This is a genomic window from Streptomyces malaysiensis subsp. samsunensis, from assembly GCF_024519315.1.
In the GTDB taxonomy this organism is placed as follows: Bacteria; Actinomycetota; Actinomycetes; order Streptomycetales; family Streptomycetaceae; genus Streptomyces; species Streptomyces malaysiensis.
The window spans coordinates 1-16,183 of record NZ_JANIIC010000079.1; the positions used below are offsets into that span (position 1 = coordinate 1).

The following is a 16,183-nucleotide window of genomic DNA, read 5'->3' on the forward strand; positions in this document are numbered from 1 at the left end:
AGTTCCGCCCCCGACCCCGCCCGCTGAGTCCCGCCCCCGACCCCTCCCGCCCCACGAATTCCGCCGGACGAAAGCAGACCCCCGTGCTGACCGTCGATTTCTCCCGCTTCCCCCTCGCCGCCGGCGATCGCGTCCTCGACCTCGGCTGCGGCGCCGGCCGGCACGCCTTCGAGTGCTACCGGCGCGGCGCCCAGGTCGTCGCCCTCGACCGCAACGGCGAGGAGATACGCGAGGTCGCCAAGTGGTTCGCCGCCATGAAGGAGGCCGGAGAGGCCCCGGCGGGAGCCACCGCCACCGCCATGGAGGGCGACGCCCTCGCCCTGCCCTTCCCCGACGACAGCTTCGACGTGGTCATCATCTCCGAGGTGATGGAGCACATACCGGAAGACAAGGGTGTGCTCGCCGAGATGGTGCGGGTGCTCAGGCCCGGCGGCCGGATCGCCGTCACCGTGCCGCGCTACGGCCCGGAGAAGGTCTGCTGGGCGCTGTCCGACGCCTACCACGAGGTCGAGGGCGGCCACATCCGCATCTACCGCGCCGATGAACTGCTGGGGAAGATGCGCGAGGCCGGGCTGCGGCCGTACGGCAGCCATCACGCACACGCCCTGCACAGCCCCTACTGGTGGCTCAAGTGCGCCTTCGGGGTGGATAACGACCAGGCGCTGCCGGTGCGCGCGTACCACAAGCTGCTGGTGTGGGACATCATGAAGAAGCCGCTGGCCACGCGGCTGGCCGAACGCGCGCTGAACCCGATCGTCGGCAAGAGCTTCGTGGCGTACGCGACCAAGCCCCACGCACCGCGCGAGGACCGGGCGTGACGGCGCTCGGACCGCGCCCGGGGCCCCGCACCGAACGGCTCGCGCTGCCCGGGGTGCTCAGCCCCGAACAGGTGCTGCGCACGGTCGGGGGCATCGCCGCCGTCCAGCGCGCGGACGGCGCCATACCGTGGTTCCGCGGCCACCACCTCGACCCCTGGGACCACACCGAGGCCGCCATGGCGCTGGACGCGGCGGGCGAGCACGAGCGCGCCAGGGCCGCCTACCGCTGGCTGATCCAGCACCAGAACCCCGACGGCTCCTGGTACGCGGCCTACCCCGACACCCCGGACGGCGTGGCCGCCACCGATCCCACCGACCGCGCCCGGGAGAGCAACTTCTGCGCCTACGTCGCGGTCGGCGCCTGGCACCACTACCTCTCCACGGGCGACGACACCTTCCTCGAGCGGATGTGGCCCACCGTCTTCGCCGCCGTCGAGTTCGTGCTCGGAATGCAGCAGCGCGACGGCCGGGTCGGCTGGCGGCGCGGCGCCGACGGCACTATCGACCCCGACGCCCTGCTGACCGGCTCCTCCTCCGTCTACCAGGCGCTGCGCTGCGCCCTGGCCATCGCGGAGCACCGCGAGGAGCCCCAGCCCGACTGGGAGCTGTCGGCGGGGCTGCTCGGCCACGCCATACGCCACCACCCCGAGCGGTTCCTCGACAAGCGCCGCTACTCGATGGACTGGTACTACCCGGTCCTCGGCGGCGCCGTCACCGGCGCCGCCGCCAAGGAGCGCATCGAGGCCGGCTGGGACCGCTTCGTGGTCCCGGGGCTCGGAGTGCGCTGTGTCTCCACCAACCCCTGGGTCACCGGCGGTGAGAGCTGCGAACTGGCCCTGGCGCTCTGGGCGATGGGCGAGTCCGACCGCGCGGTGGACATCCTCCGGTGGATCCAGCCGACGCTGCGGGCCGAGGACGGGATGTACTGGACGGGCTACGTCTTCGAGGACGACGCGGTCTGGCCGGAGGAGCGCACCACCTGGACGGCCGGGTCACTGCTGCTCGCCGTGGCCGCGCTGGGCGGCGACGAGGCGACCACGGCCGTCTTCGGCGGCGAGAGCCTGCCGCGCGGGCTGGACTCGGACTGCTGCGCCTAGGCCGTGGCCGGGCGCCGCTCCTGCGCGGCGCGGGGCTGTGCCGATGTGCGGCTGCGCCGCGGATGATCGACGGCGGGTTGGGCCACTTCCGGCGGAGCGCTGACGGGGCGTGTCCGGTGGGCCATGTGGTGGAGCCGCGTGTCGGTGCTTTCCCCGTCCCGCCCCTTCCCGCAACTGGGGCTTCGCCCCAGGCCCGGGGGTCCAGGGGGCGGGGCCCTTGCCATGCGGTGCAGCCGCATATCGGTGCGCCCCGAAGGGGCGCGGGGCTGTGTCGATGTGCGGCTGCGCCGCGGATGATCGACGGCGGGTTAGGCCACTTCCGGCGGAGCTTGCGGCTCCGCCGCGTGGCAGGGGCTTCGCCCCTGAGCCCCGGGGGTCTGGGGCGAAGCCCCAGTTTCGGGAAGGGGCGGGGAGGGGAAAGCCCGCCGCAGGCGGCACGAGCTGTCGGATATCCCCTAGCCGCGGCGCAGCCGCCCCGCGATGGCGTGGCCGATGAAGAGGTACACCACGGCCGGCAGACCGTAGTTGAGGACGGTGCGGAGCCAGTCCGTGTCCATCGTGAAGAGGTCATGGGACCAGCCCGCGAGCCAGCCCGCCGCGTCATGGACCACGGTCACGAGGTCGTTGGCGCGGTTGGCGTCGAGAAGGGCGAACAGGATCCAGAGGCCGAGGATGACGGCCATGACGTCCGCGACGACCGCCACGACGGTCGCCGCCTGATTGCTTCCGTGGCGATAACTTCGTGACATGCCGCACGCGTTGCCCCGCCAGGCGAAGCCAAACCAAGGCGTGGCCGCACACCCGTACGACGCGGTCAGCCCGCCAGCTCCGCCAGCACCCGCAGCGTCTCGCGGTCCGGCGCCAGTGCCAGCAGATCCGTGATCGGGCCCTTGCGCCACAACTCCAGCCGCTCCGCAATCCGTTCACGCGGCCCGACCAGCGAGATCTCATCGGCGAAGGCGTCCGGCACCGCCTCGATCGCCTCGCCGCGGCGGCCCGCCAGGAACAGCTCCTGCACCCGGCGCGCCTCTTCCTCGTAGCCGAAGCGGGCCATCAGATCGGCGTGGAAGTTCCGGGCCGCGTGGCCCATACCGCCGATGTAGAAGCCGAGCATCGCCTTCACCGGCTTCAGCCCCTCCGCCACATCGGCGCACACCCGCACCTGCGCCATCGGCGCCACCATGAAGCCCTCCCGGGCCTCGGCCAGCGCCGCCTGGTAGAGCTCCGTGCGCGACGGCGACCAGTACAGCGGCAGCCAGCCGTCGGCGATGCGCACGGTCTGCGCGATGTTCTTGGGCCCCTCCGCCCCGAGCAGCACCGGCAGGTCGGCGCGCAGCGGATGGACGATGGGCTTGAGCGGTTTGCCGAGACCGGTGGCGTCAGGACCGGCGTACGGATGCGGGTGGTAGCGCCCGTCGAGCCGCACCGGCGCCGCGCGGTTCAGCACCTGCCGGATGACCTCGACATACTCACGGGTCGCCGTCAGCGGGCTCTTGGGGAACGGGCGCCCGTACCAGCCCTCGACCACCTGCGGTCCGGACAGCCCCAGCCCCAGCATCATCCGCCCGCCCGAGAGATGGTCCAGGGTGAGCGCCTGCATCGCGGTGGCGGTGGGGGTGCGGGCGGCCATCTGCGCCACCGCCGTGCCCAGCGCGATCCGGGTGGTGTGCGCGGCGAGCCAGGTGAGCGGGGTGAAGGCGTCCGAGCCCCAGGACTCGGCGGTCCACACCGAGTGGTAGCCCAACCGCTCGGCCTCCTGGGCGAGTTCGAGATGGCCGGGGTCGGGGCCACGGCCCCAGTAGCCGAGCGCCAGACCGAGCCGCATGGAAGCCCCCTCGTTCCGCCGGACAGGGTGGAGGCGCGGCTGACGGAGGTCAGCCGCACCGGCGGGACTGTACGGGCCGGGGGCGCACATGGCAACGGCCCCTCGCCCGTGCGTTACGGGCGAGGGGCCGAGAGCGCGTCATGCGACGAGCGCGGGCGCGTCATGCGGCGCGCGCGAGGTCGTCATGGAACGCGCGCGGCTGTTGTCGTCAGCCGCGCTGGATCCCCGTGGTGTCCTGGAGCACACCGCGGCGGCCGTCCTGCGTCTGGGCGACCAGCGCCTGACCGCGCTGCTCCACCGCGAGGTACCAGGTGCCGGGGGCCAGTTCGGCGATGGTGCTGGACGAGCCGTCCTCCGCGTACAGCGGACGGGTCACCGGCACCGCGAACCAGAACGGCGCGAAGTCCCCGCCGCCCGAGGGCGCCGGGGCCGGAGCCGGCTGGCCGCCGAAGGGCTGGCCGGGCTGCGGCTGCCCCGGCTGGCTGCCGAACGGCGCGGGGGCGCCGGGCTGGGCACCGCCCGGACCCGGGTAGCCGTACCCCGGCTGCGGGCCCTGGGCACCGTACGGGGACGGGGCCGGGGCGGAGGCGTTCATCAGCGGGGCCTTCAGGGCCGGGACGCGCTGGGTGAGCAGCGCGACGGCGGCCATCGCCAGGGTGGCGATCAGGCCGAGGATCTGCCCGACGCCCTTGTCGACCCCGTCCGGGCCACCGATGATCGTCCACAGCGAGCTCCAGGCCGCGAAGACCGCGAGCGCCGAACCCCACTGTTCGAGCGAGAGCCCGAACAGGTTGCGGCCCGCGGGCTGGAAACGCGCGGCGACGATGAGCGCCGCGGCGATCACGCCGGCAAGGAAGATCGACGGCAATACGGGGAAGAAGTCGGACTTCCATCCGTTCTCACCGGCGTCCTTGCAGAAGCTGCTGCCACCGCAGTCGATGGTGTAGAAGTCGAGGAAGGAGGCGATGAACAGCAGCACCGCTGCTCCGATCACCACGCCGTCGCCTCGAGTGAGCGAGCGGATGTTCAACGTGAGGTCCTTTGTCGGTTTCGTCTGTACGAGCGCTGCCGCCAGGCGCGTGGCGCGAAGGCGTCGGGGGTGGGCCCCATCGTACGGGTGAATCTTCCTGCGGAGGCCGGGGGTGTCCCATCGGTATCCCGGTCGTGACCTCCCGTTCGGATGGGGAAGCCCTACTCGTTCAAGAAGTCCGTAATGCCCTGAGCGATACCCCGTGCGGCACGCCCGCGCCATGCCGCGTCGGTCAGTTCGGCGGCGTCCTGGGAGTCGCGCATATTGCCGCACTCGATGAACACCTTGGGAACGGTGGAGAGATTGAGCCCGCCCAGATCGCCCCGGACGTCCAGCCCGCTGCCGTCGCCGATGTACTGCGCGGGCTCGCTGCCGGTGGCCCGCTCGAACCGGTCGAGCAGCCGTTCGCCGAGATGGCGGGAGGGGACGGTGATGGCGGAGGTGTCCGCGCCGCCGCCTCGTACGGACTTGGGCAGGATCACATGGAAACCGCGCTCCCCGGCGGCCGCGCCGTCCGCGTGCACCGAGACCACGGCGTCGGCGTGCGCCTTGTTCCCGATCTCCGCGCGCTCGTCCACACACGGCCCGTACGGCCGGTCCCCGTCCTGGGTGAACCGCACCGTGGCACCGCGCGCTTCCAGCAGGGTGCGGGCGTGGCGTGCCACATCGAGGGTGAAGGACGCCTCGGGGTAGCCGGAGTTGGTGGCCGTACCGGTGGTGTCGCACTCCTTCTCCTCGGTGCCGATGTCCACGGACCGGGAGATCTGCGAGGGATGGTCGCGGTTGTGCGGATTGTGGCCGGGGTCGATGACGACGACCTTGCCCTTGAGGGTCTTCCCGGACCCCTCCCCGGGTGCGTCTCCTGACGCCTTTCCTGACGGGGAGGGCGCACCGGACACACCGGATACACCGGACGCGCCGGACGACGGGGGCGGCGGGGAGGACGTCGACGAGGTCGTGGGCGCACCCGTCCCACCCGCCCCGCCCGCGCCGTCGTCCTTCGCACCGCCCACGGAACTCCACAACAGCCAGCCGGCGAAACAGGCAGGTATCAGCGCCGCCAGGACGATGGCGAGGGTTGCGCCGCGGCGACCGGGCTCAGGAGGAAAGCTGCCGTTGGACACGCGGGCGATGGTAGTCCCGCCACGGCCACCCCTGCTGCCGGAATGGACGCCTGTGCCCGGGTACGCGGCGCGGCCGCCGGGGACGGGAGCCGGGGCCCAGGTACGCGGCTCGGCGGGGACCCGGGAGCCGGAAGCCGGGGGGCGGGTATACGGCTCAGGCGGGCGAGCCGGGGCCACGCGTGCGGCTCGGGCAGACGTGCGGGCCGGGAGCCGGGCGTGTGGCTCGGCCGGGGGCCGGGGTGCGGCGGCCGGGTATGCGGCTCAAGCGGGCGAGCCGGGGCCGGGCGTGGCTACCGGGGCCGGACTGCCGCCGGAGCAGGCGGCGGCCGGGCGCGTGGCGCAGCCGCCGGGAGCGGTCGGTATGCGGTTCACGCGGGCGTGCGGGCCGGGAACCGGGTGTGCGGCTCAAAGTGGGCGGGCCGGGAACCGGGTGTGCGGGCTGCCTCGGAATGGGCGGCGGGAGCCGGGTTGCGGCTCAGGCGGGCTGGGTGGGGGCGGTGCGGCGCAATACGCGTAGTGAGTGGGTCGCGGAGACCTCGGTGAACGCGCCGGAGGCGAGCGCGCGGCGGTAGATGCGGTACGGCGCCTGGCCGCCATCCGCCGGATCGGGGAAGACGTCGTGGATCACCAGCAGCCCGCCGGGCGTGAGGTGCGGCGCCCAGCCCTCGTAGTCGGCGCTCGCATGTTCGTCCGTGTGCCCGCCGTCGATGAAGACCAGCCCGACCGGCCGCCCCCACACCGCCGCGACCTGCGGGGACCGTCCGACCACGGCGATCACATGGTCCTCCAGGCCCGCCTGATGGAGGGTGCGGCGGAAAGTGGGCAGCGTGTCCATCCGCCCCACCTCGGGGTCGACCACGTCCGGGTCGTGGTACTCCCAGCCCGGCTGCTGCTCCTCGGAGCCCCTGTGGTGGTCCACGGTCACCGCGACCGTCCCCGCCGCGCGGGCGGCGTCGGCCAGCAGAATGGTGGAGCGCCCGCAGTACGTGCCGACCTCCACCAGCGGCAGCCCCAGCGCCCCCGCCCGCACGGCCGCGGCGTACAGCGCCAGCCCCTCGTCCAGCGGCATGAAGCCCTTCGCCCCCTCGAAGGCGTCGAGCACGGTGCGATCGGGTGCCGCGGACGCGGCGGCGGCAGCAGACTGAGTCACCGGCCCATCCTCCCGTACGGCGCCCCGGCGGGACGGGGAGGGGTGGTGCGTGGCCGGGAAGGCCCGCTACACGGCGACGAGGCGAACCTTCTCGCCGCAGAGCTTCGTCATGTCATCGAGGTCCGAGGTGAGCATGACGACGGGGCGGCGTTGGCGCAGAGCCATCTCGGCGACCGCGGCGTCGATGGCGTACTTGTGTCCGTGCAGCCCGGCGGCGATCAGCATTTCGGAGGCGCGTTTCGCGTCCTCGTCGCCGACGGGCACGATCCGTGTGCCCGAAAGGACCCGGGCCGGCCGTGGTTTGTCGGTCCGGCGGTGCGCGGCCTCGATGATGGTCAGCGCACTGATCACCACTTCCATGCCGCGCCTGCGGGCCTCCGCGACCAGAGCGACCACCGGCTCGTGATCGCTCACAAGCCTCGAGAGGCCCTCGCAGTCGAGGACGAGGGTGCCCTCGTGGCTCAGCTTGCGGCGGGCCACTGGCCCTCCTCGGCGAACACCTCGTCGAAGACCCGTCGTGCCCGCTCCCGCTCCTGGTCGGAGACCGGCCCTTTGCGGCGCTCGTAGTCGGCCAGGTACTCATCGAGGATCTGGCCGCGCAGCTCCCGCTCCACCGCCGCGGTGATGAACGCGGAGAACTCCCGCTTGCCGACCCGACGCCGAATCGCCTCGGCCGTGCCCTCCGGGAGGGAGAGGCTCACCCTGGTGGCCGGTCCCTCTCCCACGCTGTACGGCATCTCGTCCATGGAGCGAGATTATCAAAGGAGTAGGAATCGTGGTCGGTGGTCAGAGCCAGCCGTTTTGGCGGGCGGCGCGGACGGCTTCCATGCGGTTGCGGGTCTGGGTCTTGCCGATGGCCGAGGAGAGGGAGTTGCGCACGGTGGCGGGGGACAGGCGCAGCTTGGCCGCGATGTCCGCGACCGTCGCCCCGTCCACCGCCGCCGAGAGCACATCGCGCTCGCGCTGGTGGAGGCCCGTATGAGCTGGGCAGATGCGGATGTCGGGGGATGGCCGTGACATTTGTCCCAGGGCCTTCGGCATGCCGTTCGCCGCGCCGGATCCCACATCTGATGGGCCGTCAGTACCCGTCGTCGACACCCTTCCCCCTTCGGGGCGATTGGGCTATACAGGGGCCATCGGCTAGAACGCGTTCTACATGTCCATGTGGAGCCACGTGACCATGCGGAGCCACACGGCCATGTGCGGTCACATGTCCTTGTGGTCGGCGCGACCCGGCCGACCAGCGACGACCCCGGCACGGCCGACGGTGCGGACGGGCGGGCCGGGGTCTTCGGACCGTGGCCCACCGAGCGGACCAAGGAGTGGTGTCGCCCTATGCCCATCGATGTCGCGAAGGCCGTCTCTGCCGAACCCCGCAGGACGGCTCTCACCTGGGGACACAAGGACATCCAGCTCTACCACCTGGGCATCGGCGCAGGCATCCCCGCCACCGACCCCGCAGAGCTCCGCTACACCCTGGAGAGCAAGCTCCAAGTGCTCCCCAGCTTCGCGACCGTCGCGGGCGGCGGCATGGCGGTCGCCGGGGGCATGGCAGCGCCCGGTATCGACGTCGACCTCACCGCCGTACTGCACGGCGGCCAGACCGTCGAACTGCACCGCCCCATCCCGCTCAGCGGCGACGCCACCCAGACCTCGAAGGTCGCCGCGGTGTACGACAAGGGCAAGGCGGCGGTCATCGTGCTGCGCTCCGACGTCGCCGACGCGGACGGCCCGCTGTGGACCTGCGACACCCGGATCTTCGCCCGGGGCGAGGGCGGCTTCGGCGGTGAGCGCGGCCCCTCCGACCGTGTGGAACCCCCGACCCGGGAGCCGGACCACACCGTGGAGCGGGCCATCCGCGAGGACCAGGCGCTGCTCTACCGGCTCTCCGGGGACTGGAACCCGCTCCACGCCGACCCGGAGTTCGCCAAGGCCGCCGGGTTCGAGCAGCCCATCCTGCACGGGCTGTGCTCGTACGGGATGGTGCTCAAGGCGGTCGTGGACACGGCGCTGGACGGGGAGGTGACCCGGGTGCGCTCGTACACCACCCGCTTCGCCGGGGTGGTGTTCCCGGGCGAGACCCTGCGCGTCCGGATGTGGCGGGACGAGACGCGCGTCCATGTGACGGCGACCGCCGTCGAGCGGGACGGCGCACCGGTCCTCACCGACACCATCGTCGAACACACCTGAGATCACGCCTGACATCACGCCTGAGATCACGTTCGAGATCACGTCAGAGATCACGAGGAGTCGCTGTGCGCGCAGCCGTACTGCATGAGACGGGACAGGACAAGCTGGAGGTCCTGGACGACATCGAGACGGTGGGCTTCGGCCCCGGCAAGGTCCGGCTGCGGCTGAGGGCCACCGGGCTGTGCCACTCCGACCTCTCCGCGATGGCCGGGGTGCTGCCGCAGCCCGCGCCGTTCGTCCCCGGCCACGAGGGCGCGGGTGAGATCGTCGACGTGGGCGACGGGGTGACCGGGCTGAGCGCCGGCGACCGGGTACTGGTGTGCTGGCTGCCCGCGTGCGGCGGCTGTCCGGCCTGCGGGCGCGGTCAGACCGAGCTGTGCATGTCCGGGTTCATGAACGCCGGAGTCCCCAACTTCCGGCGCCCCGGCGGCAGTCCGGAGGAGGTCTTCGGCATGTCCGGGACCGGCACCTTCGCCGAGGAGATCGTCCTGCCCGCCGAATGTGCCGTGCCGATCCCCGACGACGTCCCGTACGACATCGCGGCCCTCATCGGCTGCGGGGTCACCACCGGGCTCGGGGCCGTCTTCAACACCGCCCGGGTGGAGGCCGGTTCATCGGTCGCGGTCATCGGCTGCGGCGGGGTGGGCATCAGCGTCATCCAGGGGGCCAGGGCCTCGGGCGCCGCGCAGATCGTCGCCGTGGACCCCGTGGAGTCGCGGCGCGAGGCCGCGCTGAGCTTCGGTGCCACCGAGGCGGTGGCCCCGGACGGTCTCGACACCGCCAGGAACAGCGTCACGGCGGGCGAGGGCTTCGACTACGTCTTCGAGGTCGTGGGCCGCTCCGCCACCGCCCGGCGGGCGTACGAGATCACCCGGCGCGGCGGCACGCTGTGCGTGGTCGGGGCCGGGGCGCTGGACGACTTCCTCCAGTTCAACATGTTCGAGCTGTTCTTCGACGAGAAGCGGATCCTGCCCTCGCTGTACGGCGGCGGCGATGTGCTCCGCTCCTACCGGCGGACCATCGACCTGTGGCGGGCGGGCCGGATCGACCTCGAAGGGCTGATCACCCACCGGGTGCGGCTCGGCGAGATCAACGAGGCCATCGGCCAGATGCGGACCGGGGAGGCGCTGCGCACATGCGTCGAGATGTGACGGGCCCGCTGGCAGGGAAGACCGCGATCGTCACCGGCGCCGGGCGTGGCCTCGGCCGCGTCGAGGCGATCGAACTCGCGCGCCTGGGCGCCAGTGTCGTCGTCAACGACTACGGACAGGGCGGCCGCGACGGCACCGGCGAGGCATCGGCCGGCCCCGCCGAGCAGGTCGCCGAGGAGATCCGCGCGGCCGGCGGCCGGGCCACGGCCCATGTGGGCGACGTGGCCGACTTCGAGCGGGCGGGCGACCTGGTCCGGCTCGCCGTCGACACCTATGGCGCGCTGGACATCCTGGTCAACAACGCGGGCATCCTGCGCGACCGGATGGTCTTCTCGATGAGCGAGGCCGAATGGGACTCGGTGATCCGCGTCCACCTCAAGGGCCACTTCAACACCATCCGCTTCGCCGCCGCCCACTGGCGCGAACGGTCCAAGGCGGCGGGCGGCGGCCCGGTCCACGGCCGGATCGTCAACACCTCCTCCGAGGCGTTCCTCGCCGGTTCGCCGGGCCAGCCCAACTACGCGGCGGCGAAGGGCGGCATCGTCGGGCTGACCACCTCCACGGCGGCGGCGCTCGCCAAGTACGGGGTGACGGCCAACGTCATCTGCCCGCGCGCCCGCACCCGGATGACCGAGGACGTCTTCGCGGACTTCGAAGTCCCGGAGGACGGTGGCCTCGACGCCCTCGCCCCCGAACATGTGGCCCCGCTGGTCGGCTATCTCGCCTCACCTGGCGCGGCGAAGGTGAACGGCCAGGTGTTCGTGGTGCACGGCGGCATGGTGGCGATCGTGGAGCGGCCGAAGGTGGCGGCGAAGCTGGACGCGAAGGGGGACACCTTCGGCTTCGAGGAGCTGGACGCGGTGCTGACGCCGTACTTCGCGGAGCGGAGCGGGGAGAGCTTCGCGGCGGTGGAGGTGCTGGGGCTCAAGCGGGGGTGAGCGGAGGGGCGACGGGGGTGGGCGGAGGGGCCCGCCCCTGGCCGGAAGCATCCCACGATCGCCGGACGGGCTGGACTTCCCGGGGAAATCCGGCCCGTCCCGCGGTCGCGGACGACCCTGAGATGCTGAGGCGTTGAGCGGCCTACGGTCCCGAGTGGCTTACGGTCGTGAGCCGTTCACGGCCCTGATCCGCTTACCGTCCTCAAGACGCTCAGGAGCCGCTCTCGTTCGGGCGGCGGTGGCGGCCGTGGGCCGGTGCCTGGGTCTCCTCGGACGCGGCCCGCCCCCGGTGTTTGCCCTGAGTGCCATCGGCCTGGGCCGCGGCGGCGTCCCGCGGGCGCGCCTGGGTCGTGTCGATGTGGGTTTCGGACATGGTGGGTACGTCACCCCGTCAGATCGCTTGCGCTTCGTACTGTGCGAAAGGGGCTGACCACGATGTCGCACGACGTTCCATGCGCATCACCCGAGGCGCCCGTGTGTGACGGAACGCAGGGATACGCAGCCCCCGTAACGAGTTTAACCACGGCGGTGGTCCCGGACCCAGCGGGGTGGCCGGGGCTGCGGGGGCCGGGCGAGCGGCGCCTGCTGGAGCGGTACGGGTCGCAGGGCGGGGCCCGTACCGGCGCCGGGATCGTGGTCCGGCTCGGGCCCCATCTCCTGCTCGACACCCGGCCATGAACCGGTGCCGCCCCATGGCTCGACGCCCAAACCGCCCTCGGGCTCCGGCGCCCGCTCGTGCACGGGCAGCGGGGTCGGCTCCGGTACGGTCATCGGCGCCCGCTCCGGTACGGTCATCGGCGCTCGCCCTCGTACGGGCATCGGCGCCTGCGTCGCTCGTACCGGCATGGGCCCGGGGGCCCGTGGCGGCGTCAGATCCGGTGACCGCGGCGGCGTCGGCTCAGGCGTCGGCCCGGACGCCCGCGACGCGGTCAGCTCGGGCGCCTGCCCGGCTGGCCGTGGCGGTGTGAGCTCGGTCGTCCGCGCGGGGGCGGGGCCGCCGGGGCCGCCGACCCGGGTCCACGGTGTGATCCTCGTCGCGATCCCGGCCGCGGGGGCCGCCGTATGCGGTGTCTGGACGACTCGGGCGCTGACCGGGGTCGCGGTCGCGGCCGGACCGGACGGCTCGGACATCGGGCCCGAGGGCCCCGCCACCCGGCCCGAGGGTTCGGACACCCGGCCGGAGGTTTCGGACACCCGTGTCACCCGCGCGATCCGCCGCGCGCCCGTCGAGTCGTCCGGCCGCCAGGTGGTGTGTGCGTCGTCCGGTGGCCAGGTCGGTGTCGCGACGTGCGGCCGCCACGACGCCGCCGAGTCGTCCCGTCGCCATGGCGCCTCCGGCGCCCCGGACGGCTCCGCCGCGAGCGGGGCGCCGAGCGAGGCGCTGCTCGGGACGGTGCTCATGGCACCGCCCGGAGTGCCGCTCGAGACACCGCCCGGGGCGCCGCTCTCGGCACCACTCGAGACACCGCCGGGAGTGCGGCTCGCGACACCGCCCGGGGTGCCCGGTGCCTCCGGGCGGTCCGCCACCCACGCCACGCCCGAACCGCCCGGCGCCGCCGCCACCCACGAACCGCCCGAAAACCTCGGCGCCGCGCCCGGCACCCCGGGCGGCCGCACCCGTGCCACCCCGCATGGCATCTGCGGGGTCACATACGGCAGCCGCAGCTCACCCTCCCGCGTCCACAGGCCCGCGCCCGGAAGCCAGCCCTCCGGCGCCGGGAACTCGCGCAACCGCCGCTCCGCCGGGCGCCATACGCCCACCCACGGCCGTCCGGACCCCGCCCCGGATCCGGATCCGCCGAGCCCATCGATGCGGAAGGCCACCGCGCACGACTCCGGCGTCAGCACCTGCCCCGGCTGCACCGCGAACGGCGTGGGCTCCCACCGCCCCGCGGGCCGCAGACAGTCGGGGAACCGCACCGGCCGGGCGCTGCCCAGCACCCCCCACCCCAGCCGCTCCTCCCCGGGCGCGTCGGACCGTACGAGCAGCAGACCGCTGTCGGGGTCGGCGAGCAGCAGCCGGTCGTCGCTGCGCTCGGTGATCTGGAGCAGCGGGCTGGTCTCACCGCCGCGCCGCAGATCGACCACCACGGTCTTCGTCCGGCCGTCGAGTTCGCGGTCGAGGGCCAGCAGCCGGCCCGTACGGTCCAGCCAACCGCCGCCCGTACAGCGGCCGGGCACCTCGGCCAGATGCTGGGGGGCGAGGACGCCGCCGCCGAACAGCAGCCAGACGGAGGTGGACCGCGGGCCGCGCCCCAGCGCGAACGCGCACAGACCGCCGGGCGCGGGCGGCAGCAGCGAGACCTCGGCGCGGTCGATACCGCCGAGCGGGCGCTCGCCGGTGCCGGGGCCGGCCGGGTAGAGCAGCGAGAAGGCGTGGTGTCCCGCCATCCGGCGGTGGATGAGCACCTGCCCGTCGGCCAGCGGCAGCAGTTCGCTGTCCGGCTCCTCGGGCTGGGCCGTGGGCAGCGGCACGGCGTAGGGCTCCGGGCCGTCCAGCGTCCAGCGCTCGGGGTACCAGCAGCCGGCCTCCCCGCTGAGCGCGAGCCGCGCGCCGTACGAGCGGTCCGAGGCGATGGTGAAACCCCCTCGTGGCCGGTCGCCGACGCCCCCGGTGAGAGCGGTGTCGAAGGCACAGGCAGTCATCGGTCAGTCACCTCCGGCCACTGAAAGTAGTTTTCGTGCCTCGAGCCGAAGGCCGTAATGGACGCGCTCCACCCGTAAGTGTGGCTCTTGCCCGATTTACCTGAGAGGTCGTGGGTGAATGTGCTGTAAGCGACGCGAGGGTGTTTTGTGATTAAAGTAAGGCACACCTAAGTGCGTTCGGCGCGCTCGTGCGAACGGGCGCGCCCCAGCTATCCCAGGAGCTCCGTCATGTCCCTGCGCGCCCGCGGCAGCGCCGCCCTCGCCCTCGCTCTGGCCGGGGCGCTGTCCCTCACCGCCTGTGGATCGTCGGACGACGGCGAGGGCGGCGGCAAGCGCAATGGCGGGGGCGGGAAGTCCGTCGCCCAGGGCGGCAAGGACTTCGGCTCGGCGGCCGAGGAGACGGCGAAGATGGGCACGGAGGCGGGGCCCGGCGCGTTCCCCCGCACCATCACCTGGTCTCCTTCGAGGATGCCCCCCGCCTTCAGGTGGAGCAGGGCAAGGAACGGGATTTCGCCTCCGTGGCGAACAGACCGCCTACGCGATCGGATAGAGTGCGTTTCGTGCGTTGCGAGAACCAAGTACGCACAACGTGCTGAGTGAGAACCAAGCCAGCGCAACCAGATGCTTTCGGGCAACCGGGCAGGTTCCGTCCCGGCTGGTGCTGAAGGAGTAAGACCTTGTCGGTCGCTGACCTGCGGGGCTTCCTGAGCCAGGAATCCCCCTGCTTCAGCTGGGGAGGGTCCAACTGGAAGGAGAACTACGCCGCGGCCCTGGACCGGACCGCCGAGGCCGAGCGCGCGCTCGACGCGTACGAGAAGAAGGCCAAGACGCTCGGCGAGGACATCGGCCCCAACAAGCCGACCATCACCATGCTCCGCTTCATGCCGGAGGTCACCCGGCTCTACGCCAAGGCGTCCTTCATCGGCACCATCCTCGAGGACGTCGGCCTGCCGCGCCCGAAGAACCAGCAGATCGACGATCTCGCCGCGGAGATCAGCCCGGAGCGGATCGACGAGGCCGACGCCGACTGGATCTTCACCGGCGTCTACGGCGACCCCAAGGCCACCAAGCGCGACCAGGCGCAGTCCAACCCGCTGTGGAAGAAGCTGAAGGCGGTCAAGGCGGGCCATGCCGAGAACGTCGATGAGCAGACCTGGTACCTGGGACTCGGCGTCACCGCCGCCGACCGGGTCCTCGACGACCTCCGGGGCTACCTCGTCCACTGATCCGCGTTTTCGCCGCGGACTTCACCCGTACTCTCGTCGCGCTGTGTGAAGGCCGGGGCAGGGCTCAGCCGTGATCCGGGAGGTAGCCTTGCCCCGTGCCCGCACTCAACGACGTCATCGCCGCACTCGACGCCCTCTGGCCGCCCGAGCGGGCGGAGCAGTGGGACGCCGTCGGCACGGTGTGCGGTGACCCCGGCGCCGAGGTCACCCGTGTGCTGTTCGCCGTCGACCCCGTCCGGGAAGTGGCCGACGAGGCGGTGGAACTCGGCGCCGATCTGCTGATCACCCACCATCCGCTCTATCTGCGGGGCACGACCACGGTCGCCGCCTCCACCTTCAAGGGCCGGGTGGTGCACACGCTGATCAAGAACGACATCGCCCTGCATGTCGCGCACACCAACGCCGACACCGCCGACCCCGGTGTCTCCGACGCCCTCGCCGGAGCGCTCGACCTGCGGATCGTCGGTCCGCTGGTGCCCGACGCCACCGACCCCGAGGGCCGCCGCGGCCTCGGCCGCGTCTGCGAGCTCGACCACCCCGAGACGCTGCGGGAGTTCGCCGAGCGCGCCGCCGCCCGGCTGCCCGCCACCGCCCAGGGGATCCGCGCCGCGGGCGACCCGGACCGTACGATCCGCCGGGTCGCCGTCAGCGGCGGCTCCGGCGACAGCCTCTTCGACGCGGTGCGCGCGGCCGGGGTCGACGCCTTCCTCACCGCCGATCTGCGCCACCACCCGTCCTCGGAGGCGCGGGAGCACAGCGATCTCGCCCTGCTGGACGCGGCGCACTGGGCCACCGAATGGCCCTGGACCGAGCAGGCCGCGGCCCAACTGGACGAGATCTCCGACCGGCACGGCTGGGATCTGCGTACGCATGTCTCCCGTATCGTCACCGACCCCTGGACGGCCCACGCGGCGGCCCCCGCCGTCCGCGCGTCCGCCCCGTCCCTCTCCGTTTGACCTCCGCCGACCTCCGCTCGACCGCTGCTCGA

The 16,183-nt window shown here is 72.7% G+C and carries 15 protein-coding genes and 2 pseudogenes; 7 read left to right on the top strand and 10 right to left on the bottom strand.

Features of this window, described 5'->3' with window-relative positions; genetic code table 11:
• Positions 1–83 precede the first annotated feature (83 nt).
• Together NQU54_RS42025 and NQU54_RS42030 are read left to right on the top strand one after the other, a co-directional pair.
• A complete protein-coding gene (locus NQU54_RS42025; RefSeq protein ID WP_257635620.1) occupies positions 84–818 on the top strand; it encodes a class I SAM-dependent methyltransferase in 735 nt (244 codons plus the stop codon).
• Entirely contained in the window at positions 815–1,915 is a 1,101-nt protein-coding gene (locus NQU54_RS42030; protein ID WP_257635595.1) for a prenyltransferase/squalene oxidase repeat-containing protein, read from the top strand. The genes NQU54_RS42025 and NQU54_RS42030 overlap by 4 nt, the downstream gene beginning before the upstream one ends.
• Before the next feature lie 455 nt (positions 1,916–2,370).
• On the opposite strand, the gene NQU54_RS42035 is transcribed toward NQU54_RS42030, so the two are convergent.
• The 8 genes and pseudogenes from NQU54_RS42035 to NQU54_RS42070 all read right to left on the bottom strand — a co-directional run.
• On the bottom strand, positions 2,371–2,664 hold the full coding sequence (locus NQU54_RS42035) for a hypothetical protein (protein ID WP_257635596.1): 294 nt from the start codon (positions 2,662–2,664) through the stop codon (positions 2,371–2,373).
• 65 nt (positions 2,665–2,729) lie between these two features.
• Complete coding sequence (locus NQU54_RS42040) at positions 2,730–3,740, bottom strand: LLM class F420-dependent oxidoreductase (protein WP_257635597.1); 1,011 nt, start codon at positions 3,738–3,740, stop codon at positions 2,730–2,732.
• Between the two features lie 208 nt (positions 3,741–3,948).
• Positions 3,949–4,770, bottom strand: coding sequence for a DUF5336 domain-containing protein (locus NQU54_RS42045; RefSeq protein WP_069869189.1), 822 nt, complete (start codon positions 4,768–4,770; stop codon positions 3,949–3,951).
• Between the two features lie 161 nt (positions 4,771–4,931).
• A complete protein-coding gene (locus NQU54_RS42050; protein ID WP_257635598.1) occupies positions 4,932–5,894 on the bottom strand; it encodes an N-acetylmuramoyl-L-alanine amidase in 963 nt (320 codons plus the stop codon).
• 475 nt (positions 5,895–6,369) lie between these two features.
• Entirely contained in the window at positions 6,370–6,963 is a 594-nt protein-coding gene (locus tag NQU54_RS42055) for a class I SAM-dependent methyltransferase (RefSeq protein ID WP_257635621.1), read from the bottom strand.
• 147 nt (positions 6,964–7,110) lie between these two features.
• A complete protein-coding gene (locus tag NQU54_RS42060) occupies positions 7,111–7,524 on the bottom strand; it encodes a DNA-binding protein (protein WP_257635599.1) in 414 nt (137 codons plus the stop codon).
• Positions 7,506–7,790, bottom strand: coding sequence for a hypothetical protein (locus NQU54_RS42065; protein ID WP_093704841.1), 285 nt, complete (start codon positions 7,788–7,790; stop codon positions 7,506–7,508). Before NQU54_RS42065 ends, NQU54_RS42060 begins: the two co-directional genes overlap by 19 nt.
• 40 nt (positions 7,791–7,830) lie before the next feature.
• A pseudogene (locus NQU54_RS42070) lies at positions 7,831–8,016 on the bottom strand (response regulator transcription factor); the annotation flags it as partial.
• A 363-nt stretch (positions 8,017–8,379) separates the two neighbouring features.
• Here NQU54_RS42070 and chsH3 point away from each other — a divergent pair.
• The 3 genes from chsH3 (at position 8,380) to NQU54_RS42085 (ending at position 11,323) form a co-directional block, all read left to right on the top strand.
• A complete protein-coding gene (chsH3, locus tag NQU54_RS42075; protein ID WP_257635622.1) occupies positions 8,380–9,234 on the top strand; it encodes an enoyl-CoA hydratase ChsH3 in 855 nt (284 codons plus the stop codon).
• A gap of 65 nt (positions 9,235–9,299) precedes the next feature.
• Positions 9,300–10,385: a Zn-dependent alcohol dehydrogenase gene (locus NQU54_RS42080; protein WP_257635600.1), complete on the top strand. Its 1,086-nt coding sequence runs from the start codon at positions 9,300–9,302 to the stop codon at positions 10,383–10,385.
• Entirely contained in the window at positions 10,370–11,323 is a 954-nt protein-coding gene (locus NQU54_RS42085) for a 3-oxoacyl-ACP reductase (RefSeq protein WP_257635601.1), read from the top strand. Before NQU54_RS42080 ends, NQU54_RS42085 begins: the two co-directional genes overlap by 16 nt.
• A 211-nt stretch (positions 11,324–11,534) precedes the next feature.
• Here the strand turns inward: NQU54_RS42085 and NQU54_RS42090 are convergent, their stop codons facing one another.
• Positions 11,535–11,696, bottom strand: coding sequence for a hypothetical protein (locus NQU54_RS42090; RefSeq protein WP_257635602.1), 162 nt, complete (start codon positions 11,694–11,696; stop codon positions 11,535–11,537).
• A gap of 143 nt (positions 11,697–11,839) precedes the next feature.
• A complete protein-coding gene (locus tag NQU54_RS49560; protein WP_306279633.1) occupies positions 11,840–13,969 on the bottom strand; it encodes a hypothetical protein in 2,130 nt (709 codons plus the stop codon).
• Positions 13,970–14,197: 228 nt separating this feature from the next.
• On the opposite strand from NQU54_RS49560, the pseudogene NQU54_RS50360 reads away from it, so the two are divergent.
• Both NQU54_RS50360 and NQU54_RS42110 read left to right on the top strand, forming a co-directional pair.
• Positions 14,198–15,195 (top strand): annotated as a pseudogene (locus NQU54_RS50360) (ABC transporter substrate-binding protein).
• A gap of 95 nt (positions 15,196–15,290) precedes the next feature.
• Positions 15,291–16,151 carry a Nif3-like dinuclear metal center hexameric protein gene (locus NQU54_RS42110; RefSeq protein WP_079257406.1) on the top strand — a complete coding sequence of 287 codons (861 nt, stop codon included), beginning with the start codon at positions 15,291–15,293 and terminating at the stop codon, positions 16,149–16,151.
• Positions 16,152–16,183 lie beyond the last annotated feature (32 nt).

What these genes read in the sequence shown, in the direction of transcription:
- NQU54_RS42040 (WP_257635597.1), bottom strand. Translation starts at nt 3,740, where the DNA reads ATGCGGCTCGGTCTGGCGCTCGGCTACTGGGGCCGTGGCCCCGACCCC.
- NQU54_RS42055 (WP_257635621.1), bottom strand. Translation starts at nt 6,963, where the DNA reads ATGCCGCTGGACGAGGGGCTGGCGCTGTACGCCGCGGCCGTGCGGGCG.
- NQU54_RS42065 (WP_093704841.1), bottom strand. Translation starts at nt 7,790, where the DNA reads ATGGACGAGATGCCGTACAGCGTGGGAGAGGGACCGGCCACCAGGGTG.
- NQU54_RS42035 (WP_257635596.1), bottom strand. Translation starts at nt 2,664, where the DNA reads ATGTCACGAAGTTATCGCCACGGAAGCAATCAGGCGGCGACCGTCGTG.
- chsH3 (WP_257635622.1), top strand. Translation starts at nt 8,380, where the DNA reads ATGCCCATCGATGTCGCGAAGGCCGTCTCTGCCGAACCCCGCAGGACG.
- NQU54_RS42085 (WP_257635601.1), top strand. Translation starts at nt 10,370, where the DNA reads ATGCGTCGAGATGTGACGGGCCCGCTGGCAGGGAAGACCGCGATCGTC.
- NQU54_RS42090 (WP_257635602.1), bottom strand. Translation starts at nt 11,696, where the DNA reads ATGTCCGAAACCCACATCGACACGACCCAGGCGCGCCCGCGGGACGCC.
- NQU54_RS49560 (WP_306279633.1), bottom strand. Translation starts at nt 13,969, where the DNA reads ATGACTGCCTGTGCCTTCGACACCGCTCTCACCGGGGGCGTCGGCGAC.